The organism is Roseateles sp. DB2 (assembly GCF_051857535.1).
GTDB lineage: Bacteria > Pseudomonadota > Gammaproteobacteria > Burkholderiales > Burkholderiaceae_C > Roseateles_B.
On record NZ_JBPZGY010000003.1, the window covers coordinates 39,683 to 62,374 of the forward strand.

The 22,692-nt window shown below is 68.0% G+C and carries 19 protein-coding genes; 11 read left to right on the plus strand and 8 right to left on the minus strand.

All coding sequences use genetic code 11. The features are described 5' to 3' along the window. A complete protein-coding gene (locus ACS5PK_RS05215; protein WP_439439203.1) occupies positions 1-1,227 on the minus strand; it encodes a caspase family protein in 1,227 nt (408 codons plus the stop codon). Positions 1,228-1,237: 10 nt separating this feature from the next. After that, positions 1,238-1,993: a hypothetical protein gene (locus tag ACS5PK_RS05220; RefSeq protein ID WP_439439204.1), complete on the minus strand. Its 756-nt coding sequence runs from the start codon at positions 1,991-1,993 to the stop codon at positions 1,238-1,240. Positions 1,994-2,193: 200 nt separating this feature from the next. On the opposite strand from ACS5PK_RS05220, the gene ACS5PK_RS05225 reads away from it, so the two are divergent. Both ACS5PK_RS05225 and ACS5PK_RS05230 read left to right on the plus strand, forming a co-directional pair. Then, positions 2,194-2,970 carry a FecR family protein gene (locus ACS5PK_RS05225; RefSeq protein ID WP_439439205.1) on the plus strand — a complete coding sequence of 259 codons (777 nt, stop codon included), beginning with the start codon at positions 2,194-2,196 and terminating at the stop codon, positions 2,968-2,970. A 212-nt stretch (positions 2,971-3,182) separates the two neighbouring features. Further along, on the plus strand, positions 3,183-3,530 hold the full coding sequence (locus tag ACS5PK_RS05230) for a DUF192 domain-containing protein (RefSeq protein WP_439439206.1): 348 nt from the start codon (positions 3,183-3,185) through the stop codon (positions 3,528-3,530). Positions 3,531-3,610: 80 nt separating this feature from the next. On the opposite strand, the gene ACS5PK_RS05235 is transcribed toward ACS5PK_RS05230, so the two are convergent. The 4 genes from ACS5PK_RS05235 to ACS5PK_RS05250 all read right to left on the minus strand — a co-directional run bounded on the left by ACS5PK_RS05235 (position 3,611) and on the right by ACS5PK_RS05250 (position 9,836). Next, entirely contained in the window at positions 3,611-5,647 is a 2,037-nt protein-coding gene (locus ACS5PK_RS05235; protein ID WP_439439207.1) for a M3 family metallopeptidase, read from the minus strand. 79 nt (positions 5,648-5,726) lie between these two features. After that, on the minus strand, positions 5,727-6,587 hold the full coding sequence (gene folD, locus ACS5PK_RS05240; protein WP_439439208.1) for a bifunctional methylenetetrahydrofolate dehydrogenase/methenyltetrahydrofolate cyclohydrolase FolD: 861 nt from the start codon (positions 6,585-6,587) through the stop codon (positions 5,727-5,729). Between the two features lie 70 nt (positions 6,588-6,657). Continuing rightward, entirely contained in the window at positions 6,658-7,287 is a 630-nt protein-coding gene (locus tag ACS5PK_RS05245) for a response regulator transcription factor (RefSeq protein ID WP_183103233.1), read from the minus strand. Further along, the gene (locus ACS5PK_RS05250) at positions 7,284-9,836 is read right to left on the minus strand and encodes a PAS domain S-box protein (protein WP_439439209.1); all 2,553 of its coding nucleotides are present in this window, start codon (positions 9,834-9,836) and stop codon (positions 7,284-7,286) included. Before ACS5PK_RS05250 ends, ACS5PK_RS05245 begins: the two co-directional genes overlap by 4 nt. Positions 9,837-10,084: 248 nt before the next feature. Between ACS5PK_RS05250 and aceE the strand changes: the two genes are divergently transcribed. The 9 genes from aceE (at position 10,085) to ACS5PK_RS05295 (ending at position 21,171) form a co-directional block, all read left to right on the plus strand. Beyond that, positions 10,085-12,796: a pyruvate dehydrogenase (acetyl-transferring), homodimeric type gene (aceE, locus tag ACS5PK_RS05255; protein ID WP_439439210.1), complete on the plus strand. Its 2,712-nt coding sequence runs from the start codon at positions 10,085-10,087 to the stop codon at positions 12,794-12,796. Positions 12,797-12,934: 138 nt separating this feature from the next. Further along, positions 12,935-14,581, plus strand: a complete 1,647-nt coding sequence (gene aceF, locus ACS5PK_RS05260; protein WP_439439211.1) for a dihydrolipoyllysine-residue acetyltransferase — start codon at positions 12,935-12,937, stop codon at positions 14,579-14,581. A 132-nt stretch (positions 14,582-14,713) separates the two neighbouring features. Then, positions 14,714-16,516: a dihydrolipoyl dehydrogenase gene (lpdA, locus tag ACS5PK_RS05265; protein WP_439439212.1), complete on the plus strand. Its 1,803-nt coding sequence runs from the start codon at positions 14,714-14,716 to the stop codon at positions 16,514-16,516. Positions 16,517-16,702: 186 nt separating this feature from the next. Further along, positions 16,703-17,467, plus strand: coding sequence for a hypothetical protein (locus tag ACS5PK_RS05270; protein WP_439439213.1), 765 nt, complete (start codon positions 16,703-16,705; stop codon positions 17,465-17,467). A gap of 212 nt (positions 17,468-17,679) precedes the next feature. Then, a complete protein-coding gene (locus ACS5PK_RS05275; protein WP_439439214.1) occupies positions 17,680-18,588 on the plus strand; it encodes a hypothetical protein in 909 nt (302 codons plus the stop codon). Next, positions 18,585-18,941, plus strand: a complete 357-nt coding sequence (locus ACS5PK_RS05280; protein ID WP_439439215.1) for a hypothetical protein — start codon at positions 18,585-18,587, stop codon at positions 18,939-18,941. Before ACS5PK_RS05275 ends, ACS5PK_RS05280 begins: the two co-directional genes overlap by 4 nt. Then, entirely contained in the window at positions 18,942-19,913 is a 972-nt protein-coding gene (locus ACS5PK_RS05285) for a J domain-containing protein (protein ID WP_439439216.1), read from the plus strand. It abuts the gene before it with no gap. A 158-nt stretch (positions 19,914-20,071) separates the two neighbouring features. After that, positions 20,072-20,461 carry a LiaF transmembrane domain-containing protein gene (locus tag ACS5PK_RS05290; RefSeq protein WP_439439217.1) on the plus strand — a complete coding sequence of 130 codons (390 nt, stop codon included), beginning with the start codon at positions 20,072-20,074 and terminating at the stop codon, positions 20,459-20,461. Next, positions 20,458-21,171 carry a LiaI-LiaF-like domain-containing protein gene (locus ACS5PK_RS05295; protein WP_439439218.1) on the plus strand — a complete coding sequence of 238 codons (714 nt, stop codon included), beginning with the start codon at positions 20,458-20,460 and terminating at the stop codon, positions 21,169-21,171. The genes ACS5PK_RS05290 and ACS5PK_RS05295 overlap by 4 nt, the downstream gene beginning before the upstream one ends. A gap of 23 nt (positions 21,172-21,194) precedes the next feature. On the opposite strand, the gene ACS5PK_RS05300 is transcribed toward ACS5PK_RS05295, so the two are convergent. After that, on the minus strand, positions 21,195-21,779 hold the full coding sequence (locus ACS5PK_RS05300) for a hypothetical protein (protein WP_439439219.1): 585 nt from the start codon (positions 21,777-21,779) through the stop codon (positions 21,195-21,197). Positions 21,780-21,832: 53 nt separating this feature from the next. After that, on the minus strand, positions 21,833-22,585 hold the full coding sequence (locus ACS5PK_RS05305) for a hypothetical protein (RefSeq protein ID WP_439439220.1): 753 nt from the start codon (positions 22,583-22,585) through the stop codon (positions 21,833-21,835). Positions 22,586-22,692: the final 107 nt, after the last annotated feature.

Sequence of the window (22,692 nt, forward strand, 5' to 3'; positions counted from 1 at the left end):
TCAGAGTCGGTCCTGGCTGGGCGCCATGGTGCTGAGCAGGCGCGGCGTCTGCGTCAGGCGGCCTGCGCTGACCTGTCGAGCCAGCTGCGCCGTGAGCCGTTCGGCATCGGCAAAGGCGGCCTGCAGCAGGCCCTCGCGCTGCTCCAGGCATTCGAACAGCAGCTGGGTGAAGAAGGAGCCGCGCAGCCTCCGCCCGCTGCGCAGCGGGCTCTCGAAGGTGCCTTCCCGCAGGGGCGGACCCAAGGCCAGTTCGCCGGGACTGGTGGCCGTCAGCAGGGTGTAACGCGAGCGTTGGGCGCGTGCGGTGGCTGCCCAAGGGGGCAGGGCGATGCCCTCCCGCTGCTCCCTCAGACCGGCGGGCAGGGGCTCGTGGTTCAGGGCCTGCAGCATCTCGCCGCTGTAGCAGGTGTCGATCAGGGCGCGGGTCTGGCGGCTGGGCTGCTGGGCCAGCTCCTGCAGCAGGCCGTCGCGCACGCTGCTGCGCTGCAGGCGCAGCAGGAATTCGCCAGCGTCGCGGCTGCGTGGGCCGAGGGCGTCACCGGAGTCATAGGCCACGATGGACATGCGGCGGTCGTCTCCGCCGGCCGGTCCGGGCAGGGGCAGCGCACCGTGACTGGAGACGTAGATGAACAGCTCGTCATCGCTGCCGAGCGCCCGGCTGAGGTCGGCGATGGCCGTCTCGATGGCGCTGCGCGTGGCGGCGGGGCCCAGCAGCGCCGTGGTCTCGTAGCCGCTCCTGGTCAGGTATTGCTGGACGCGCCGGGCATCGTCCTCACCCTGCAGGGGGCGCAGATGACGCTCGTCCAGGAACTGATTGATGCCGATCAGCAGGGCGCGCCGACGCGAGGGCGGCGCCTGGCGCTGGCGCGCCTGGGCATGCCGCTGCAGGGCCAGCGCAGCCTCGCGCTCCCAGCGCCGCTCGACGATGTCTGTCGGATAGAAGGGAGAGACCGCCGCCGGGCCCAGCAGGGCCTGTGCCAGCACGAAGGCCGCTTCCACCTGCTCATCGCTGCCATAGCGGCCCTGCAGCTGGGCGCGGCCCACGGCATCGCGCCCCACGCGAGCGTCGGCCAGGCCTTCGGCGCGGAGCCGGGCCTGCAGCTGTGTCAGCTGCGGGTCGCTCAGCTGGTGAGCCAGGTAGGCCCGCTCGTAGCCACGGACCTGTTGCGGGGAGACGCAGCCCCCCAGCGGCAGGGAGCACAGGGCCAGCAGGGCGCGGCGCTGCATGGGGCAAGCCTCAGAGCACGCGGACCTGCGCCTGCGCGCTGGACACCGGCTGCTCGCCCACGCGGATGCGGAACTCCAGCCGGTAGATGGTGCCCAGAGGCGCGTCCTTGGGGATGGGCAGGTGCACGAGGTCCAGGTGCTCCCCCGGTGGCAGCACGCGCTGCTCCCGGGCCTGGGCGGGCAGGGGCAGGGCGCTTTCCTGGCCCTCCACCACGGCAAAGAGGAGCCGCTCGATCTGCACCGCGGCCTCGGCGCCGTCCGGCGTCAGCAGGATGAATCGGCTGCGGACCTCCACGGCGCTGTCAGGCCGCGCCTGGGCCGGCATGTCGACCTGCGTGCTGCGCGCCAGCAGGCCTTGTTCGGGCCGGTAGCCGGTGTCGTGAATCAGGCCATCGACGTCCTGCCCGCGCTCCAGGCGTGATTCGGGCAGCCATTCCGGATGTTTCTTGAAGCACGCGCCGGCGGCATTGAAGTAGGCCGAGGCCAGGCCTAGCGCGCTGCCCGCGCTGGCCCCGAGGCTCACGCTGATGCCGCCGCGCTCGGTGCTGCGGTCCTCGCTGCTGCGCCCGAGATGCAGGCCCAGGCCTCCCAGGGCGCCAAGCAGGCCGCCGATGGCGCTACTGCTGCGCTGCTGCCCGCGTATGCACTGCTCCAGCGCACGGTTGGCCGATTCCTGCGCATGAAGCAGCGGGCTGGCCATCAGCCCTGGCAGGAGACCTGCGAGCACCAGGCGGCGCAAGGCGGGTGGGGCGGATGGGGTGTTCATGCAGGCACCTCCGGCGGGATGCAGGGATTCTGCGCCCGGCAGCCTGGGCGCGGCAAGGCTGGGTGGCAGCGGCGACCCGTCGGCGCCCGACGCTGCGGCGAAAACCGCGGCGACGCCCCTCAAGGAAGGCCTGCGCAGCGTCCGGATGCGGGGCTAGACTTGCCGCAGTCCTTTGCCGCAGTCCTTTGCCGGAGATGTCCATGAGCCCGATGCCTGACCCTCTGCTGACTTCCCGCCAGCCGGTCCCCGTTGGGCAGGGGCCGCGCGGCCGGCGTCGTTCTCATGCCGCCTTGGCTGCCCTGGTCGCCTATGGCGCCCTGGCCTTCTGCGTGCTGCCCGGGGAAGCCTGGGCGCAGGCTGTCTCGGTATGCGAGGTCCGGTCGCTCAAGGGGGCCGCGCAGTGGCAGCAAGGGGTGCGGCAAGGGAGCGTCCAGGCAGGCATGGCGGTGACCGTGGGTATGGAGCTGCGCACAGCCAAAGCAGCGCGCCTGCGCCTGCAATGCGAGGACGGTTCGGTGCTGGTGATGGCCGAGCAGAGTCGGCTGCTGGTGGAGCATTTCGAGGCACAGGCTGGCCAGCCCCGCATGGCCAGCTTCCTGCTCAAACTGGGTCTGCTGGGGCAGAAGGTGGCCCCAGTGACCGGCGGCCACTGGCAGGTGCGTACCCCCAGCGCCGTCACCGCCGTGCGCGGCACCGAGTTCCTGGTGGAGGTTGATGCGCGCCAGACCACTCAGGTGCATGTGCTCAGCGGCGAGGTGGCGGTGGAGTCCCGCGAGCCGCCGGAGAGTGGTGCCGCCGCCAGCGAACCCTTCAGCAGCAAGGGTGTACAGGCGCAGTGGCGGGGCGAGCTCGGCCCTGGCATCGTGCTGCAGCCTGGCACGGGTGGCGTACGCTGCCCGCAGGGGCGGGCCTGCAGCCAGAGCAGGCGCGACGATGCCGCCATGCAGCGATTGCAGCAGCGTCTGGTGCTGGACTGAGGGTGGGGTCGCGCGCGATCGGGCGCCCACATTCCCTTACCTCTTTTCACGGCTGCTGACGGACAGCGCCGAACGCCCACGCTATCGTCCCAGTCCCGCCGGCATGCCTGCGGGAGAGCGGCAGCCGGGGAGGGCTGCCTGAGAGGACGGCCTTGCCCTACCCGTGCTCAAGCATGAAGCCGGGGTGCAAGGCGCAGCGAGGAGAGACTGGAATGGCCACGATTGCCCTGCATGTCGATGGGCAGGCGACGCCCTATCACGTGCACAAGACCCTGCCCTGGTGGCGGCGTCCCATTGGCGAACCCCTGCCCACCTACGGACGGGCCAAGTCCTATGGCTTGTGGATTGCCCCGAGCAAGACCCTGTCCACCTGGTGGATGAACCAGGCCGTGGATGCGGTCTTCCTGAATGCGGACGGCACCGTGGCCCGCATCGTGACTGGCGTGCGGCCCTGGCGCACCCTGCGCTGCCAGCAGGCCCGTTCCGTGCTGAAGCTACGGGCCGGCATGGCACGCCGCCTGGGCCTGGAGCCTGGTACGGCCCTGGATCTGTCTGCCTGAGCGCGGGCCAGCGGCCCCCGGGGCGTGGGGATCGGGTGAGCGCCCCGGCGCCCAGGCCCCCTGCCGGACCTGAGTCAGCCTCAGGCCGCCATGCCCTGGTGACGCAGCAGGGCGTCGATGCGCGGCTCGCGGCCGCGGAAGGCCTTGAAGTTGTCCATGGCGTCGCGCGAGCCGCCCACTTCCAGGATGTTCTCCAGGTAGCGCCGGCCCACGTCCGGATTGAACACGCCTTCTTCCTCGAAGGCACTCCAGGCGTCTGCCGACAGCACCTCGGCCCATTTGTAGCTGTAATAACCCGCAGAGTAGCCGCCCGCGAAGATGTGCGAGAAGCTGTGCTGGAAGCGGTTGAAGGCAGGGGGCGGATTGACGGAGATCTCGGCCCGCACCTCGTCCAGCACCTGCTGGATGCGCTGCTCGCTGCCAGGCTCGGCGTGCAGGCGCATGTCGAAGAGCGCGAACTCGATCTGGCGCAGGGTCTGCAGGCCGGCCTGGTAGTTCTTGGCGGCCACCATCTTGTCGTAGAGGCTGCGGGGCAGGGGCTCGCAGCTGTCCACATGGCGGGACAGCTGCTGCAGCACCTCCCATTCCCAGCAGAAGTTCTCCATGAACTGGCTGGGCAGCTCCACGGCGTCCCATTCCACACCGGAGATGCCAGACACGCCGGCCTCCTCGACGCGCGTCAGCAGGTGATGCAGGCCATGGCCCACCTCATGGAAGAGCGTGGTGACGTCGTCGTGCGTGAGCAGCGCCGGCCTGTCCCCCACCGGTGAGGCGAAGTTGCACACCAGGTGCGCCACCGGCAGCTGCAGCGAGCCCTCGGGGCGGCGCCAGCGGCCACGGACCTCGTCCATCCAGGCGCCAGGGCGCTTGCCGGTGCGGGCGTAGAGGTCCAGGTAGACCTGGCCGATGAGCTGCCCTTGGCGCTCCAGGCGGTAGAAGCGCACGGACTCGTGCCAGACCTCGGCCGTGTCAGCGATCAGGCGCACGCCGAAGACGCGCTCCAGGATGCTGAACAGGCCCTCCAGCACGCGCGGGAGGGTCAGGTATTGCTTCACCTCCTGGTCGCTGAAGGCATAGCGGGCCATCTTCAGCTTCTCGGAGACATAGGCCTGGTCCCAGGCCTGCAGCGTGCCTTCGGGAAACTCGGCGGCCAACTGCTCTCGGGCGAAGGCGCGCAGGGCATCCAGGTCGCGTTGCGCATGGGGGCGAGCCTTGGCGGCGAGCTCGCGCAGGAAAGTCATCACCTGTGCGGGCGACTCGGCCATCTTGGCCACCAGAGAGACCTCGGCGTAGTTGGCATAGCCCAGCAGCGCGGCCTCTTCCTGGTGCAGGGCCAGCATCTCCCGCATCAGCGCGCCGTTGTCCCACTCGGGCTTGTCGCCCAGCTCGCTGGCGCGGGTGACGTAGGCGCGGTACACGCGCTCGCGCAGCGGGCGGTGGCTGGCGTACTGCATCACCGGCAGGTAGCAGGGGAAGTGCAGGGTGATCTTGTGCAGGCCCGGCTTGCCGTCTGCCTCGGCGGCCTGTGCGGTCTGGGTCAGCACGTCTTCTGGCACGCCGGCCATTTCGGCGGCACTGGCGTAGTGCACCCAGCCGTCGGTGGCGTCCATCACGTGCTCGCTGAAGGCCTGGCCCAGCTCTGCCGAGCGCTCCTGGATGGCGGCGAAGCGAGTCTTGGCCTCGCCTTGCAGGTCGGCGCCGGAGAGCACGAAGTCGCGGATCCAGTGCCGCAGCGCCTGCTGGCGGGCCGGGTTCAGCGTGGCGCCTTGCGCCTGCTGGATGGCCTTGTACTTGGCGAAGAGCTTTTCATCGGCACCCAGGCTCGTGTAGAACTCGGTGACGGCCGGCAGCATGGCGTTGTAGGCCTCGCGCAGCTCGGGTGTGTTAGCCACCGCATTCATGTGGCTGACGGCACCCCAGGACACGGACAGCCGCTCCGTGGCGGTGCTCAGCACGCGTTCCAGGGCGTCGAAGTCCGCTGGCGTCGAATCCGCGGTGGCCTCCGCCTGGGCCCGACGGGCAGCCTCCAGCAGTTCGCTGATGGCGGGCTGGATGTGTTCGGGGCGGATGCTCGCGAAGGCGGGCAGAGGGGCGGTACTGAGCAGCGGGTTGTTCACGGAATCTCCCTGGGCGCGCGGGCCACTTGCGTAGTCTGTGTTGCTCCTGCCGGATGCGGCAGCGGCGGCAGAGCCGTCCTCAGCGGCCGTCCGCGGCGCGCTCGGCTGACTCCATGGTGTTGACCAGCAGCATGGTGATGGTCATGGGGCCGACACCGCCGGGAACGGGAGTGATCCAGCCGGCCACTTCGCGAACGCCGTTGAAGTCCACGTCCCCGCAGAGCTTGCCTTCGTCATCGCGGTTCATGCCCACGTCGATGACCACGGCACCGGGCTTGACCATGTCGGCCGTCAGCACATTGCGCTTGCCCACGGCCGCCACGACCACATCGGCCTGGCGGGTCATGGCAGCGAGGTCGGCCGTGCCGCTGTGGCAGATGGTGACGGTGGCATTGGCCTGCAGCAGCATCAGGGCCATGGGCTTGCCCACGATGTTGGAGCGGCCGATCACCACGGCGTGCTTGCCACGCAGGTCCTTCATGCCGATGCTCTCCAGCATCTTCATGCAGCCGTAGGGCGTGCAGGCCTTGAAGCCGGTCTCACCCACCATGAGGGCGCCGGCCGAGGCCACGTGGAAGCCGTCCACGTCCTTCAGGGGCGAGATGGCCTCGATGACCTTGTGGTCGTCGATGTGCCCTGGCAGGGGCAACTGCACCAGGATGCCGTGGATGGCGGGGTCGTTGTTGAGCGCCTCGACGCGGGCCAGAAGCTCGGCCTCGCTCATGGTGGCCTCGTACTTCTCCAGCACCGAGTGGAAGCCCACGTCCTCGCAAGCCTTGACCTTGTTGCGCACATAGACCTGGCTGGCCGGGTTGTCACCCACCAGGATCACGGCCAGGCCGGGCTTGACGCCTCTGGGTGCCAGGGCGGCAGCGCGCTGCGCCACCTCGGTGCGAAGTTGCTTGGAGAGGGCGACGCCGTCGATGAGGGTTGCGGTCATGTCAGAAAGACTCCGGAGAATGCAAAAAGCCGCTGGAATATCAGCGGCTTTCCTGGAATGGGGTGAAGCGTCAGGCCTTGGCCTGGGCCGAGGCGCCCAGAGCGATCTTGAGCAGATCGGCCACGGTATTGGCGTTGAGCTTCTCCATGATGTTGGCGCGGTGCGCTTCCACGGTCTTGATGCTGATGCCGAGGTCATCGGCGATCTGCTTGTTCAGACGGCCGGCCACGATGCGTTCCAGCACCTGGGCCTCGCGGGTGGTCAGGCGCGACAGCAGGGCTTCGCGGCTGGCCGCTTCCTGGTGCTGCGAAAATTCCACACGGGCCTGCTCCAGCATGCGCTCGACCAGGGCCAGCAGCTCCTCTTCCTTGAAGGGCTTCTCGATGAAATCCATCGCGCCTTTCTTCATGGTGTTCACGGCCATGGGCACGTCGCCGTGGCCGGTGATGAAGACGGCGGGCAGGGGGCTCTTGCGCTCCAGCAGCTTGTCCTGGAGGTCCAGGCCGCTCATGCCGTCCATGCGCACATCGGTGATCAGGCAGGCCACTTCACGCGGGTCGTAGCGGCTCAAGAAGGACTCGGCGGAATCGAAGCACTTCACGCGGTAGTCCTTGCCCTCCAGCAGCCATTGCAGGGAATCGCGCACCGCTTCATCGTCATCGACAACGTAGACGGTACCCTTCTTCGGAATCAGGCTCATGGTGTCTCGGCAGTGTTTGGGGCAGTGCCCGGCGCCTCGTGGCGCGGGATTTCGACGGGAATGGTGAAGGCGAACCTGCACCCTACGATCGTCGGGCCATTGTATAAGTTCTCGGCACGGATCCGGCCCTGGTGGGACTCCACGATGGACCGGCATAACCCTAGTCCGATGCCCATGCCATCGGCCTTGGTGGAGAAGAAGGCCTCGTACATGCGCTCGATGACTTCCTCGGGCAAACCCGGGCCCATGTCAGTCACCGAGAACTCGATATTGGCCCCCAGCTCCTGCGTGTGCTTGGGCACCACGCGCAGCTCGATGTGGCGGCGGGAGACCGGCAGGCCGGCGTTGTCGATGGCCTCGGCGGCATTCTTGAGCAGGTTCATCAGCACCTGCTCGATCAGGATGGGGTCCACCATCAGCGTGGGCAGGCGCTGCGCCACATAGGTGTGGATGGCCACATTGCGGCGGCGCAGCTCGATGCCGGCCAGCTCGACGGCGTCCTCGACGATGTCATGCGCCTGCGAGGGCGCGCGCTGCGGCTCGCTGCGCTTCACGAAGTTGCGGATGCGGTGGATGATCTGCCCGGCCCGCTGGGCCTGCTTGGCCGTCTTCTCCAGCGCTGCGAGCAGGTCGTCCTTGCCGATCTGGTCGTTGCGCACGCGCGAGACCATGCCGTTGCAGTAGTTGGTGATGGCGGTGAGCGGCTGGTTCAGCTCGTGAGCCACGCTGGAGGCCATCTCGCCCATGGTCATCAGGCGGCTGGTGACCTGGGCCTTCTCGGCCTGCTGGGCGGCCTGTTCCTCGGCGCGTCGGCGGGCGGTGATGTCGGTCGCGATCAGCATCTGGGCCAGGCGGCCGTCGGTCCACTGCAGGTAGCGGGCGCGGACGTCGAACCACATCTCCAGGCTGTCGATGTAGACCTCGCGCGGGTCCGACCCCACCTCCATCAAGGGCTGGGCGGGGAGGCCGGAATAGTCGTCCACCTCTTCATCGTGGTCAGGGTCTTCCTTGCTGCGGCCCAGCTTGCCGCCGGCCAGCATGGCGTGGCCTTTGGGGTCGGCGCCGAACCACAGTCGGTAGCTGCGGTTGGCGAAGAGCAGCTCGCCCTGCTGCACCGAGAGCACCGACACCGCAGCGTCCAGCCCTTCCAGCACGGTGGTGAAGCGCTCATGCGAGGCCGAGAGCTGGTCGCGCACACGCTTGGCCTCGGTGATGTTGGTCATCGAGGTCATCCAGCCGGTCTGCTTGCCCTTGGGGTCGATCAGGGGAGAGACGTACATGCGGGCATCGAAGGTCGTGCCGTCCTTGCGCATGACCTTCACCTCGGCACCGCCTGCGGGGCTGCGGCCCTGGATCTCCTGCTGCAGCAGCCGGGCGTTCTCCTCGTAGCGGTCGGGCGGCCAGTACGGGAAGGGCGGCTTGCGGCCGATCAGCTCGCCCTCGGAGAAACCCGTCATCGCGCAGAAGGCGGGGTTCACGTAGGAGATGCGCGACTCCATGTCCATGGCGCGCATGCCGGTGAGCATGGAGTTCTCCATGGCCCGGCGGAAATTGGTTTCGTTGATCAGCGCGTTCTGGGCCTGCATGCGGCGGCGCATGTGCTTCCAGGTGCCCAGCAGCATCCAGACGGTCAGCACCGACAGCGCCACCACCATCCAGAACAGGGTGTTGGAGATCAGGCCTACCGAGGTGCGGTAGCCCTGGCCGCGCAGCACCAGACCGTTGAAAGCAGGGGCCAGGGGCACCTCGTGAAAGATGGAGGGCTTCTTGAGCTTTTGCCCCGGCATCGGCGTCACGGTGCTGGCCACGACCATGTCGCGGGAGTCCAGCACGGCGATGGCATGGCGCACGGCGACGTCCGAGGGCACGTAATAGCGCAGCAGGCCTTCCACCGTGTACTCGGCGATCAGCACGCCGGAGAAGCCGGTGCGGTCGATCAGCGGCACCTGGACCTGGAAGACCATGGTGTTGTTGGCATCGCTGAAGGCCTGGGAATAGGCTGGCTGGCGGCGTTCCTTGACCAGCTGGAAGGCGCTCTCGGCTGCGCTGGTGGCGTTGCCGGCAGGCATGGAGGGGTCGCCGCCTTCCAGCGCCATGAGACTGTCCGCCTGGTAGCCTGCCGCACTGACGCTGGCGCGCCGTTCGCGGCGGTTGCTCAGCCAGGTGACATGGGTGATCTCGGGCCGGTCCCGGGCCCAGGTGCTGGCCTGGGTGTTGAACTCGTGGGAGTCGGTGGCCCGGGTGGCGATCTCCCGGGCGATGCGCACCAACTGCTCCTGGTTCTCGATCAGACGCAGCTGGATCTGCTTCTGGGCGATCTCGGTGTCGCGCTTGACGGCTTCCTGCTCGCGCTCGATTTCTTCGTTACGCAGATACCAGAAGGCCAGGATGATGGCCGCCAGAAACAGCAGCACCGAGATCAGCGGACCGAGGGTGGCGAAACGGTCCTGGCGGGAAGGGGACTGGCGGCGCCACCAGGCGGTGGCCAGCAGACGCAAGGGCTGGGACCAGCGACGCAGCTGGGCCTTGAGATCGAAACGCGAAGACATGGCGCGGATTATCCCGTCCGGCCCGACCCCCGGAGCAGCGAACAATCCCTTTGGCGATCCCTTGTGATTTCATTATGTGAAATGCTATCGCACGATTTGGAAAAAATAGCCATGCTGTGCGACACTCCGGCCGGAACATTGGCGGGCCCCGGGATTGCTGCGTCTGTGACGGCGATCGGCGGGGCTTGAAGCCAGGCCTCAACACCGCGAATCAGCACCGCAACACCAGAGATTTGCAAGGAGACAGCATGTCCGCGCAGCCCCAGTCCACCCCAGGCGCAGCCGCCCACGACACCGACGCCCTCGAGACCCAGGAATGGCTGGACGCGCTGTCCGCCGTCATCGGCGAGGAAGGCAGTGAGCGGGCCCACTTCCTGCTCAATACCCTGATCGACCATGCCCGCCAGGCCGGCATCGACGTGCCGTTCTCGGCCACCACGCCCTACGTCAACACCATCCCGGCTGACCAGGAGGCGCGCTGCCCCGGCAATATCGAGATCGAGAAGCGCCTGCGCGCCTACATGCGCTGGAACGCCATGGCCATGGTGGTGCGGGCCAACCGCCTGAACCCGGCGGACGGCGGTGACCTGGGAGGCCACATCGGCTCCTTCGCCTCCCTGGCCTCCATGCTGGGCGCTGGCTTCAACCACTTCTGGCATGCCGAAAGTGAAAAGCACGGCGGCGACCTGCTCTACATCCAGGGCCACAGCGCCCCCGGCATCTACGCCCGCGCCTTCCTGGAAGGCCGCCTGAGCGAGGCCCAGCTGGACAGCTTCCGCCAGGAGGTCGATGGCAAGGGCCTCTCCAGCTATCCCCACCCCAAGCTGATGCCGGACTTCTGGCAGTTCCCGACCGTCTCGATGGGCCTGGGCCCGCTGATGGCCATCTACCAGGCTCGCTTCCTGAAGTACCTGCACGCCCGCGGCATTGCCGACACCGCCAACCGCAAGGTCTGGGCCTTCATGGGTGACGGCGAGATGGACGAGCCCGAAAGCCTGGGCGCCATCGGCCTGGCCGCGCGCGAGGGCCTGGACAACCTGGTCTTCGTGATCAACTGCAATCTGCAGCGTCTGGACGGCCCGGTGCGTGGCAACGGCAAGATCATCCAGGAGCTGGAAGGCGAGTTCCGCGGCAGCGGCTGGAACGTGATCAAGCTGATCTGGGGCAAGGGCTGGGACGAGCTGCTGGCGCGCGACAAGAGCGGCAAGCTGAAAGCACTGATGATGGAGACGCTGGACGGCGACTACCAGGCCATGAAGGCCAACGACGGCGCCTACGTCCGCAAGCACTTCTTCGGCAAGTACCCCGAGACCGCCAAGCTCGTCGAGCACATGAGCGACGAGGAGATCTTCGAGCTGCGCCGCGGTGGCCACCAGCCCGAGAAGGTCTACGCCGCCTTCCACGCCGCCCACAACAACAGCTCGGGCCAGCCCACCGTGCTGCTGGTGAAGACCGTCAAGGGCTATGGCATGGGCAAGGCCGGTGAAGGCAAGAACACCGTCCACCAGACCAAGAAGCTGACGGACGAGGACATCAAGTACATCCGCGACCGCTTCGGCATCCCTGTGCCGGACAGCGAGCTGCCCAAGCTGCCGTACTACAAGCCGGCCGATGACACGCCGGAAATGCGCTACCTGCACGAGCGCCGCCAGGCCCTGGGCGGCTACCTGCCCAAGCGCCGCGTGAAGGCCGATGAGAGCTTCACCACGCCGCCGCTGGACACCTTCAAGGCCGTGCTGGAGCCCACCGCGGAAGGCCGCGAGATCTCGACGACCCAGGCCTATGTGCGCTTCCTGACGCAGCTGCTGCGCGACAAGGAGCTTGGTCCCCGCGTGGTGCCCATCCTGGTGGACGAGGCCCGCACGTTCGGCATGGAAGGCCTGTTCCGCCAGATCGGCATCTACAACCCCAAGGGCCAGCTCTACACCCCGGTCGACAAGGACCAGGTGATGTACTACCGCGAGGACAAGGCCGGACAGATCCTGCAGGAAGGCATCAACGAGGCCGGCGGCATGGCCAGCTGGATCGCTGCCGCCACGAGCTATTCGACGAACAACCGGGTGATGATCCCGTTCTACGTCTACTACTCGATGTTCGGCTTCCAGCGCATCGGTGACCTGGCCTGGGCGGCGGGCGACATGCAGGCGCGCGGCTTCCTGCTGGGCGGCACCTCGGGCCGGACCACGCTCAACGGCGAGGGCCTGCAGCATGAGGATGGCCACAGTCACATCCTGGCCGGCACCATCCCCAACTGCATCTCCTACGACCCGACCTTCGCGCACGAGGTCGCCGTGATCATGCACAACGGCCTCAAGCGCATGGTGGAGAACCAGGAGAACGTGTTCTTCTACATCACCCTGCTCAACGAGAACTACCCGATGCCGGGCCTGAAGGCCGGCACCGAGGAGCAGATCCTCAAGGGCATGTACCTGCTGGATCCGGCTTCGGCCGGCAGCGCGCTGCAGGTCAACCTGCTGGGCTCGGGCACCATCCTGCGCGAGTCCATGGCGGCCAAGGAGCTGCTGGAGCAGGACTGGGGCGTCGGCGCCCACATCTGGTCCTGCCCCAGCTTCAATGAGCTGGCCCGCGACGGCCAGGACGCCGAGCGCTGGAACCTGCTGCACCCGACCGAGACGCCTCGTGCCTCCTTCGTGGCCCAGCAGCTCAGTACCACCAGCGGCCCGGTGATCGCCTCGACCGACTACATGAAGAACTACGCGGAGCAGATCCGCGGCTTCGTGCCGGCCGGCCGCTCCTACAAGGTGCTGGGGACCGACGGCTTCGGCCGCTCGGACTTCCGCACCAAATTGCGCGAGCACTTCGAGATCAATCGCCACTACATCGTCGTGGCCGCGCTGAAGAGCCTGGCTGACGAAGGCAAGCTGCCTGTCGCCAAGGTGGCCGAGGCGATCGCGAAGTACGGCATCAAGGCCGACAAGATCAATCCCCTGTATGCCTGACCACTCCCGAGGCGCGAAAGCGCTGAGCCAAGGCCCCCTCAAGGGGGCGGGCTTGGCAGCCCGGCAAAGCCGGATCTGCAAGCCCCGCTCGGGAAGGCACGCGCTGCGTGACGCAACGAATTCAACGGAGACATCCGCATGGCAATGCTTGAAGTGAAGGTGCCCGACATCGGGGACTTCAAGGACGTGGCAGTGATCGAGCTGCTGGTGAAGGTGGGCGACACCATCCAGGTCGACCAGAGCCTGGTGACGGTCGAGAGCGACAAGGCCTCGATGGAGATCCCCTCGACCCAGGCCGGCGTCGTGAAGGAAGTGAAGGTCGCCGTGGGCGACAAGGTCAACGAGGGCAGCCTGCTGCTGATCGTGGAAGGGACGGGCGCCGCAGCGACTGCCGCCGCTGCGCCTGCGCCTGCTGCTGCCCCCGCTGCACCCACTGCACCCACTGCACCCGCTGCACCCGCTGCACCCGCTGCGCCTGTTTCGGGCGGCGGCCTGGTCGACGTCGTGGTGCCGGACATCGGCGACTTCGACGAGGTCAGCGTGATCGAGGTCTTCGTCAAGGCAGGCGACACCATCCGTGTCGAGCAGAGCCTGATTACTGTCGAGAGCGACAAGGCCTCGATGGAGATTCCGTCCTCGCATGCCGGCGTGATCCAGGAGCTGAAGGTCAAGCTGGGTGACAAAGTCGCCAAGGGCACGCTGCTGGCCGTGGTGCAGACCGTGGCGGGCGCTGCGCCTGCAGCAAGTGCAACTGCACCTGCTGCTGCCGCACCTGCTGCTGCACCCGCAAGCGCAAGCGCCTCTGCGCCCACGCTGCCCGCGCATGAACCCACTGCCGCGAAGGGCCGCCTGCCGCATGCCTCGCCAACCATCCGCAAGCTGGCCCGCGAGCTGGGCGTGCCGCTGGGGGAAGTGAAGGGCAGCGGTCCCAAGGGACGCGTGCTGGAGTCCGATGTGCAGGGCTTCGTCAAGGCCGTGATGACCGGCCAGACCCAGACCGCCGCGCAGAAGGCCGCCGCGCCCGCGGGCGGCGCCGCTACCGGTGGCGCCTTCCCCGGCCTGCTGGCCTGGCCGCAGGTGGACTTCGCCAAGTTCGGTCCCATCGAGCGCAAGGAGATGGGCCGCATCAAGAAGATCTCGGGCGCCAACCTGCATCGCAACTGGGTGGTGATTCCGCACGTCACCAACCACGACGATGCCGACATCACCGACCTCGAGGCCTTCCGCGTTCTCTTGAACAAGGAAAACGAGAAGAGCGGCGTCAAGGTCACCATGCTGGCCTTCATGATCAAGGCCGCCGTGGCCGCGCTCAAGAAGTTCCCCGAATTCAACGCCAGCCTGGATGGCGACACGCTGGTGCTGAAGAACTACTTCCACATCGGCTTCGCAGCGGACACGCCCAACGGCCTCGTCGTGCCGGTGATCAGGGATGCCGACAAGAAGGGCATCGTCCAGATCAGCCAGGAGATGGCCGAGCTGGCCAAGAAGGCCCGTGACGGCAAGCTGGGCCCGGCAGACATGAGCGGTGGCTGCTTCACCATCTCGTCCCTGGGCGGCATCGGCGGGCGCTACTTCACGCCCATCATCAATGCGCCCGAGGTGGCCATCATGGGCGTGTGCAAGAGCCAGATCGAACCCAAGTGGGACGGCAAGGCCTTCCAGCCGCGCCTGATGCTGCCGTTGAGCCTGAGCTGGGATCACCGCGTGATCGACGGCGCGGCGGCTGCGCGCTTCAACGTGTACTTCGCTTCCCTGCTTGCCGACTTCCGCCGCATCGCTCTTTAACCACCCCCTACGCGCTTCGCGCGCCCCCTCAAGGGGGCACGCGCGACGGCCCGGCGAAGCCGGATCCGCGCGCGTCGCTTGATCATCCTGGCCGTGCCATCATCGGCGCGCCTTGAAGACATGGAGACAGACATGGCATTGCTAGAAGTGAAGGTCCCGGACATCGGCGACTTCAAGGACGTGGCCATCATCGAGCTGCTGGTCAAGGCCGGCGACACGGTGAAGGTCGACCAGAGCCTGCTCACCGTCGAGAGCGACAAGGCCTCGATGGAGATCCCGTCGACGCACGCCGGCGTGGTCAAGGAACTCAAGGTGAGCCTGGGCGACAAGGTCAACCAGGGCACCGTGATCCTGATGCTCGACAGCGAGGCTGCAGCGGCCCCCGCTGCGCCTGCAGCGACTGCGACTGCGACTGCACCGGCGCCTGCCGTGGTGGCCCCGGCGGTGCCCCTGCCCGCGGGCAGCTACAGCGGCGCCGCTGACATCGAGGCCGACGTGCTGGTGCTGGGCGGCGGCCCCGGCGGCTACTCGGCCGCTTTCCGCGCGGCTGACCTCGGCCTGAAGGTCGTGCTGGTCGAGCGCTACGCCACCCTGGGCGGCGTCTGCCTCAACGTGGGCTGCATCCCGTCCAAGGCCCTGCTGCACGTGGCCGCCGTGATGGACGAAGTCAGCCACATGGCCGAGCTGGGCGTGGACTTTGGCGCGCCCACCGTGAACATCGACAAACTGCGCGGCCACAAGGAAAAGGTCATTGGCAAGCTGACCGGCGGTCTCTCGCAGATGGCCAAGATGCGCAAGGTGACGGTCGTGCGCGGCTACGGCAGCTTCATCGACCCCTACCACCTGAGCGTGGAAGAGACCACCGGCACGGCCCAGGACAAGACGGGCACGAGCAAGGTCGTGCGCTTCAAGAAGGCCATCATCGCCGCTGGCTCCGCTGCCGTGCGCCTGCCCTTCCTGCCGCAGGACGATCGCATCGTCGACTCCACCGGCGCGCTGCAGCTCAAGGGCACGCCCAAGAAGATGCTGATCATCGGCGGCGGCATCATCGGCCTGGAGATGGGCACTGTCTACTCGACCCTGGGCGCGCGCCTGGACGTTGTCGAGATGATGGACGGCCTGATGCAGGGCGCGGACCGCGACCTGGTCAAGGTCTGGGAGAAGATGAACAAGCCGCGCTTCGACAAGATCATGTTGAAGACCAAGACCGTCGGGGCCGAGGCCACGCCGGAGGGCATCAAGGTGCAGTTCGAAGGCCTGGACGGCACGAAGAGCGAGGGCGTCTACGACCTCGTGCTGCAGGCCGTGGGCCGCACGCCCAACGGGAAGAAGATCGCCGCCGACAAGGCCGGTGTGGCCGTGAGCGACCGCGGCTTCATCAACGTCGACGTGCAGATGCGCACCAATGTGCCCAACATCTTCGCCATCGGCGACATCGTCGGCCAGCCCATGCTGGCGCACAAGGCGGTGCATGAGGCGCATGTGGCGGCCGAGGTCATCGCCGGCGAGTTGCTGGGCGACGAGAAGCTCAGCAAGAGCCAGTTCGACGCCCGCGTGATCCCCAGCGTGGCCTACACCGACCCGGAAGTGGCCTGGGTGGGCCTCACCGAGGAGCAGGCCAAGGCACAGGGGGTGAAGGTCAAGAAGGGTCTCTTCCCCTGGGCGGCGTCCGGCCGCGCCATCGCCAACGGCCGCGACGAGGGCTTCACCAAGCTGCTCTTCGATGAGGAGACCCATCGCATCGTGGGCGGCGGCATCGTCGGCACGCATGCGGGTGACATGATCGGCGAGATCGCCCTCGCCATCGAGATGGGCGCGGATGCCGTGGACATCGGCAAGACCATCCACCCGCATCCCACCCTGGGCGAGAGCATAGGCATGGCCGCAGAGGTCGCGCACGGCAGCTGCACGGACGTGCCTCCGGCACGCAAGTAAGCAAGCCTGCTGACCCGGCGCGGCCTGGCCCTGAGCGGCAGGGCCTGCCCCGGCACCCCGGTGACACCTGTCGCCGGGGTTTTTTTTATGGGCAAACGGGCACGCGCCCCTGAGCCCCGATTCATGGGACTTTCAAGGCGAGGGCTCAGGCGCACACTCAGGGCTACGCTGTTCCCGCCGAGCATCGTGAAGAACCGCCATCTCGCCACGATCCTGCTGCTGGTCGCCGTCCTGGGCCTGCACTGGCCGGCATCGGCGCAGGTGCCGCGCGAGCTGCACTACTTCGACATCCCGCCCATGATGTACACCGATGCCCAGGGGCGTGCGGCCGGCAGCCTGGTCGAGCGTCTGCGCAAGGCATGGCCCGCCGAGCTGGCCATGCCTCCCCTGGTCCCCGCTCCCCTCAAGCGCTCCCTGCAGGACATCCTGCAAAGCGTGGAGCCGATCTGTCTCGTGGGTGTGTTCAAGACGCCGGAGCGTGCGGCGGGCGCCTGGTTCTCGGGGCCTCTCTACCGGGAGTCGCCCTCGGTCTTCCTGGCCACGCGCAGTGCCGCACTGCGCATGCGCAGGTTTCCCAGCGCGCAGGCCCTGGTCGAAGATCCCGGCCTGCGGCTGCTGCTGACTGACGGCGCCTCCTACGGCCCGCAGCTCGACGCCTGGTTGCGGCAGCGCGGGTCAGGCGTGCTGCGCGTGAGTGCCCCACCTGCGCGCCAGGTCCACATGCTGCTGCGCGGGCATGCGGACTTCATGTTCACCGACCTGGACGAGGCCTCCCACCTGTTGAGGGACCTCGGCACGGCGGCGCGCGCCCTGGAGGTGGTGATGCTGCCTGGCATGGTGGAGTCACCGACGCGGCACCTGATGTGTCAGCGGGAGCTGGACCGGCGCTGGCTCGAGACGGTGGATGAAGCGCTGCGCAAGCTGGACAATGCCCTGCCCCCTGGCTCCTGATACGGCGCAGTCTGCCCCCCGGCGCGGTCGTGTTTCATGGAAAACCCGAAGCTCCTGGGCGCTTGCAGGCCAAGAGAATGCGCAGCCCTTGACGCGCGCCCTGCTCAGGCCTCGCTAAACTTGCCCCCGATTTGCAGTGCGCATGAAAGCATCCGGCCAGGCATGCGCGCGGGGTGACGGAGCCGTACCGGACGGCGGACATGGGGTAGGGAATGAAGGACAACAGGACACTGTACGAACTGCTCGGCGTGCGACCGCAGGCCACCGCCACGGAAGTGCGCACGGGCTACCGCCTCGAACTGGACGCCTTGGAGGCTCAGCGGGCGAGCCTGTCCGCCCAGGATTTCAATGACAAGGTCCAGCTGCTTCGCGTGGCGTTCACCACGCTCAACGATCCGATCTCGCGGGCGGGCTATGACGCCGACCTGGACGCGGCCGCCAAGGCCGCTGCGGCGCTGAGTGTCGGCGGAGCCCTGGCCACGACAGCCTCGGTGTCCGGCGCGCGCGCCGACGCCCTGGGCCTGCGCGCTGACGCCCTTGCCTTGCGTGCCGATGCGCTGATGGCCCGGGCCGACATCCCGCCCTCCGGCATGGGGCGGGACGGGCTGTTCAGCGACTGGTCGCCGGCCTTGCGCCGCGTCGTGAGCGTGTCGGTGCTGCTGTTGCTTGTCCTGGGTGTTTCGCTGGGCGTCTCGCGCTGCACCACGAAGGCCGCGCGCGAGCAGATGGAGCTGCGCGAGGCCCAGGAGCGGCGCGCCTCGGAACAGGCCATGCTCCAGGACTACTACCAGACCTATGGCGTGCGCCCGGCCAACAGGGCCGAGATGGAACTCATGGAAGCGGAGCGTCGCCGCAAGGAGAACGCCGAGCGCCAGGCCGCCACGGACAACCGCCGGGCCGAGGATGAGCAGCGTCGCTGGGAGGAGGAATCCCGTCGGCGTGGCGAGGAAGCCTCCCGCAATGTCCAGCAGGCCCTGGAAGCAGCCCGCGAAGAGCAGCAGCGCCTCAAGTTCGAGGCTGAGCAGCTCGCGCTGGAGATCTCCCTCACCACCAACGACGTGGACCGCAAGCGCCTGCAGCTGCGGCTGCGCCAGTTGAAGGAACGGATGAAAGACGAATGAGCCAGCGCCGCCGCGCCCTTGCAGGCCTGCTGGCTGTGGCAGGGGGCGTCGTCCTGCTCGCCGCCTGCCAGAAGCCGCTGGCGCCTGAGCAATTCGTCGGCCGCTGGAAGTCCTCGCGCCTGAGCACGCCCTTGGTGATGCGCGCCAATGGCGACTGGGAGATCCGCGATGGCGAGGACGCCGTGCTGCAGTACGGCGTCTGGCAGCTGGATGGGCAACGCCTGGTCTGGACGATCCTGGATGCCGACGGCGCCGTCAAGCACGACGCCAACCAGATCCTGTCCGCCGAACCCAGGCGCTTCGTCCTGCGAGAGCGGGATGGTGCCCAGACGAGCTTTGAGCGGCTGGACTGAGTGACTGATCCGCGCGCCGTGAACCACTACGACACCCTCGAAGTCAGTGCCCGGGCCAGTCCCGAGGTGCTGCGTGCCGCCTACCGCAGCCTGATCCAGCGCTTCCATCCGGATCGACGCCCTGACGATCCGGATGCCGCAGCACGGGCAGCGGCCATCACCGAAGCCTATGACGTGTTGTCGGACCCTGCCCGGCGTGCCGCCTACGACGACTGGCTGGCGGCACAGTCGGCAGGCGCCACTCCTGTCGCAGCCCCTGCTGCGGCTGATGCCACGGCTGATGCCCACGGCGGCGCCAAGATGCCGCGCTCCCGCAACGCCGCCCCGCGTGGGACCGGGCGGGCGGCAAGGCCCGCGCCCTCGGTGGGCGGCGGGCGCTGGATTCTCGGAGGCCTGCTGCTGCTGCTGGTGGCCATCCTCGTGGGCTGGCTGTGGCCGCACAGGGTCCAGGAGGACGACTGGGCCAGTTTGCGCCAGAACTTCTCCGCCGCCGGACACACGGAGGAGGAACTCCGGGACCTGCTGCGCCGAAAGGAGGCCTTGCTGCAGCGATCGCCAGCCCTGCGCGAGCGCGAGGCTAGGGAGTCGATCCGCGATCGTGAGGCACGCACCCTGGAGCTGCTGGATGCGCCGATCGAGCTCTACCTGGGCACGGGCATCATGACGATCCCCCGTGTGCAGCTCGTGCTGGGCAGCTTCGACGCCGTGTCCCTGCGCAGCTACATCCTGAAGAACCGCGAGTCGCTGGTGGTCGATCTCAACAAGGCCCTCAATGGCGCCAAGCTGGAACTCCTGCTGGGGCCCGATGCCGAGCGGCAACTGCAGGCCCTGATCCTAGACGCCCTGGTGAGCGCCCTGGGCACGCAGCCACAGGAGACCTATCCCTCCACCTGGTTCGAATCCCCCGGCCGCTACGGCGTGGTGGCGGTGCAACTGCCCGGGCGCTACACCTATCGGCCCTACGGCGGCTGAGCCCCGGGCCCGGGGGCGGCTTGCCATTCGTCGTGCACCCCTGCGTTTCGTCATGCGCAGCCGCCGCTTCACGACATTTCCGAGGACAGGCGCAGCGCGCGCGGCTATGGTCCGGCTGCACATGGCGAGCGATGCCATGGACGCCTTGGAGAACATTCATGGACATCGAACAGCAGAGTTGGCGAGCACGCCGCCGCCTGGAGCGGCGCCGGCATCACGGCGAAGGGCGCGGGGGTTTCGGACTTTTCCTGATCCTGGTCGGCCTGGTGCTGCTGGTGCAGCGCCACGGCTGGCCCAGCTGGTTCCAGTTCGAGGCGCCATGGTCCCTGGTGATCGCCGTGCTGGCCGGCCTGAGCCTGCTGCTGGCGCGCAGCGCGCGTGGGCTGACCCGTGCCCTGTTTCTGGGCGCGGTCGCTGCCTGGTTCTATGCCTGCGAGACGGGGTGGTCCAACTTCAGCTTCCGTGACTCCTGGCCCTGGCTGCTGATCGCCCTGGGCGTTGCCAAGATGCTTCACTACCTGCTGGAGCGTGGGGAGGATCAAACATGAACACGAGCAACACGCGCAGCACACCCGGCCGCGCCGCCCGCCATCAGCTGTGGCTGGGCCTGACGCTGGTACTGGCCGGTGGGGCCTTTCTGCTGGACAACCTGCATGTCCTGGAACTGCGCCGCATCCTGCCCTTCTGGCCGGTACTGATGGTGGCGCTGGGTGCCGCCCGTTTGTTGACGGCCGCGCCGGGCGACAGGCGCGAGCAGCTGATAGGCGGCCTGCTGCTGGGCCTGGGCAGCCTGCTGCTGCTGCGTCGCCTGGGATGGCTGCATATGGACTGGCGCGACTTCTGGCCCCTGGTGCTGATAGGCCTGGGCGTGATGGTGATGGCGCGGCAGCCGGGACAGGGGGGGCCCTTTGGCCATGTCAATCAGGATGTCCATGACCGCCAGCTCGACCTCAAGGCAGTGCTGAGCGGCCAGGAGGTCCGGGTGCAGTCGTCCGACTTCACTGGCGGGCAGGTGCAGGCGGTGCTGGCAGGCGTGGAGCTGGACCTGAGCCAGGCGGGCTTCCAGCGCGCGGTGCTGGAGGTGTCTGTGGTGATGGCGGGCCTGGAGCTGCGCTTGCCACCCGACTGCCGGCTGCGCGTCACCGCCTCCTCGGTGCTGGGCCAGGTCGAGGACAAGACACAGCCGCTGGCTGCCGCCAGCCGCGAGCTGGAGTTGCGGGGCTCGCTGGTGCTGGGCGGCATCACGGTGCGTCACTAGAGCGCATCCAGCCGTGCATGCCCTCAGCGCAGGCCCGGCACGGTGCTGCAGTTGGCCACGCCAAAGCGATCGACGAAGAGCCGGAACTGCTGCCCCGGCTTCAGTGACTGCCATTGCTGGAGGCTGAGTCGACAGGTCCAGTCGCGCTCCTTGGCGTCGACCATGAGCACCTCGTAGACCCCCTTGTACTTGCCGACGCGCTCGGCGCCGGCCTGGTCCGGCCTGAGGCTGGCCAGCACCGGCGACCCCCACTGCGGCACTTGCGGATGCAGGCCTTGTGTGCGCACGGTACGCAGCGGGCGCCATTGCAGGCCGCTGTAGCGGCAATGGGGGCTGGGCTCGGCACGCTGGCCGCTGGGGTCTTCCATGAGCTTGCGCTGCACCTCCTGCACGCCGGTGGGCATCTCGTCGCACCAGCTGGAGTCCTGGACTTCGACCAGGCGCTCGATCTCGATGTCGCGCTGCCAGCGAAGGGACTGGATCGTGACCCATTCGCCGCGTGGGCCGAAGAGCTTCCAGCCCAGGGGGGCGAAGAGCAGGGCGATGATCAGGGCGGCGATGCGGTGCTGACGCTCGCGGTGCGAGAGGTAGTGCAGGCTGGCGGGCATGCCGCGATTGTCGGTGCTGCGCGGCAGGGGCCGAAGCTCATGGCCAGGCCTGCTCAGGCCGGCTGGCCGTCGCGCCGGCGCTGTTCGCGCCGCAGGCGCACGGCCTCGGTGACGGCGGCAAGCTCCTCGCTTTGCCGAGCCAGTTCACCGCGCAGGCGCATGTGGTTGCTAACGGCTTCGTCAAGCGCGCCGAGGTCGGTGCGGACAGTGTCCCAGACAGGCCGTGCGCCGTCCGCCTGCCCGGGCTGACGCTCCCGGGCGGCATGCCGACCCCAGGCGATGCCCAGGACCAGAGCACAGGCGCTGCTGCTGGCGAGCAGGGCCAGCAGGTGCCGGTTCAGCGCGACGGTGTCCGGCGCCGGGCTGCCGTCTTCAAGGCGGCGGACCTGCAAGGACCATCGCTGCCCGTTGTTGATCGGCAGTATCCAGGTGGCCGGACCCGAGAGCCCCTCATGCACGCGACGCGCCTGCGGGCCGCCCAGCCACGCTTCGGTCCAGGCAGGGGTGTCGGCCACCAGCAGAAGTTCGGAGCGGAAGGGGGTGTTGAGTGCATAGGAGCGCAGCACGGCCAGGGTTTCCTGCCGAGCCCGGAAGGCCAGCACCTCGTCCTTGTGGATACCGGGCTGGCGCAGGGGGCGCGCCAGTTCGCCCGCCAGCCGCTTCAAGGCCTGGTACTCGGCCAGGCGCGGGTCTGCCTGCAAGGGCAAGGGCAGCGCGGCTTGCAGCTGCAGGTACTGATAGCAGCTCAGCCCGGCCAATCCAGCCATCAGGGCCATGAACAGCCCCAGGCGCCAGCGACGTGACATGACATTCTTCTCCCTGAGTGCGCGCATCCTAGGGAGCAAGGCTGGGCCGGCTGTTCAGGGTTTGACCGCGGCGCCGTGCACTACTGCACGAACGTTCGTTCAGCGAG

Excerpts from the sequence above, each read along its gene's own strand:
- ACS5PK_RS05215 (WP_439439203.1), bottom strand. The coding sequence starts at position 1,227 with ATGCAGCGCCGCGCCCTGCTGGCCCTGTGCTCCCTGCCGCTGGGGGGC.
- ACS5PK_RS05220 (WP_439439204.1), bottom strand. The coding sequence starts at position 1,993 with ATGAACACCCCATCCGCCCCACCCGCCTTGCGCCGCCTGGTGCTCGCA.
- ACS5PK_RS05225 (WP_439439205.1), top strand. The coding sequence starts at position 2,194 with ATGAGCCCGATGCCTGACCCTCTGCTGACTTCCCGCCAGCCGGTCCCC.
- ACS5PK_RS05230 (WP_439439206.1), top strand. The coding sequence starts at position 3,183 with ATGGCCACGATTGCCCTGCATGTCGATGGGCAGGCGACGCCCTATCAC.
- folD (WP_439439208.1), bottom strand. The coding sequence starts at position 6,587 with ATGACCGCAACCCTCATCGACGGCGTCGCCCTCTCCAAGCAACTTCGC.
- ACS5PK_RS05245 (WP_183103233.1), bottom strand. The coding sequence starts at position 7,287 with ATGAGCCTGATTCCGAAGAAGGGTACCGTCTACGTTGTCGATGACGAT.
- ACS5PK_RS05250 (WP_439439209.1), bottom strand. The coding sequence starts at position 9,836 with ATGTCTTCGCGTTTCGATCTCAAGGCCCAGCTGCGTCGCTGGTCCCAG.
- aceE (WP_439439210.1), top strand. The coding sequence starts at position 10,085 with ATGTCCGCGCAGCCCCAGTCCACCCCAGGCGCAGCCGCCCACGACACC.
- aceF (WP_439439211.1), top strand. The coding sequence starts at position 12,935 with ATGGCAATGCTTGAAGTGAAGGTGCCCGACATCGGGGACTTCAAGGAC.
- lpdA (WP_439439212.1), top strand. The coding sequence starts at position 14,714 with ATGGCATTGCTAGAAGTGAAGGTCCCGGACATCGGCGACTTCAAGGAC.
- ACS5PK_RS05275 (WP_439439214.1), top strand. The coding sequence starts at position 17,680 with ATGAAGGACAACAGGACACTGTACGAACTGCTCGGCGTGCGACCGCAG.
- ACS5PK_RS05280 (WP_439439215.1), top strand. The coding sequence starts at position 18,585 with ATGAGCCAGCGCCGCCGCGCCCTTGCAGGCCTGCTGGCTGTGGCAGGG.
- ACS5PK_RS05290 (WP_439439217.1), top strand. The coding sequence starts at position 20,072 with ATGGACATCGAACAGCAGAGTTGGCGAGCACGCCGCCGCCTGGAGCGG.
- ACS5PK_RS05295 (WP_439439218.1), top strand. The coding sequence starts at position 20,458 with ATGAACACGAGCAACACGCGCAGCACACCCGGCCGCGCCGCCCGCCAT.
- ACS5PK_RS05300 (WP_439439219.1), bottom strand. The coding sequence starts at position 21,779 with ATGCCCGCCAGCCTGCACTACCTCTCGCACCGCGAGCGTCAGCACCGC.
- ACS5PK_RS05305 (WP_439439220.1), bottom strand. The coding sequence starts at position 22,585 with ATGTCACGTCGCTGGCGCCTGGGGCTGTTCATGGCCCTGATGGCTGGA.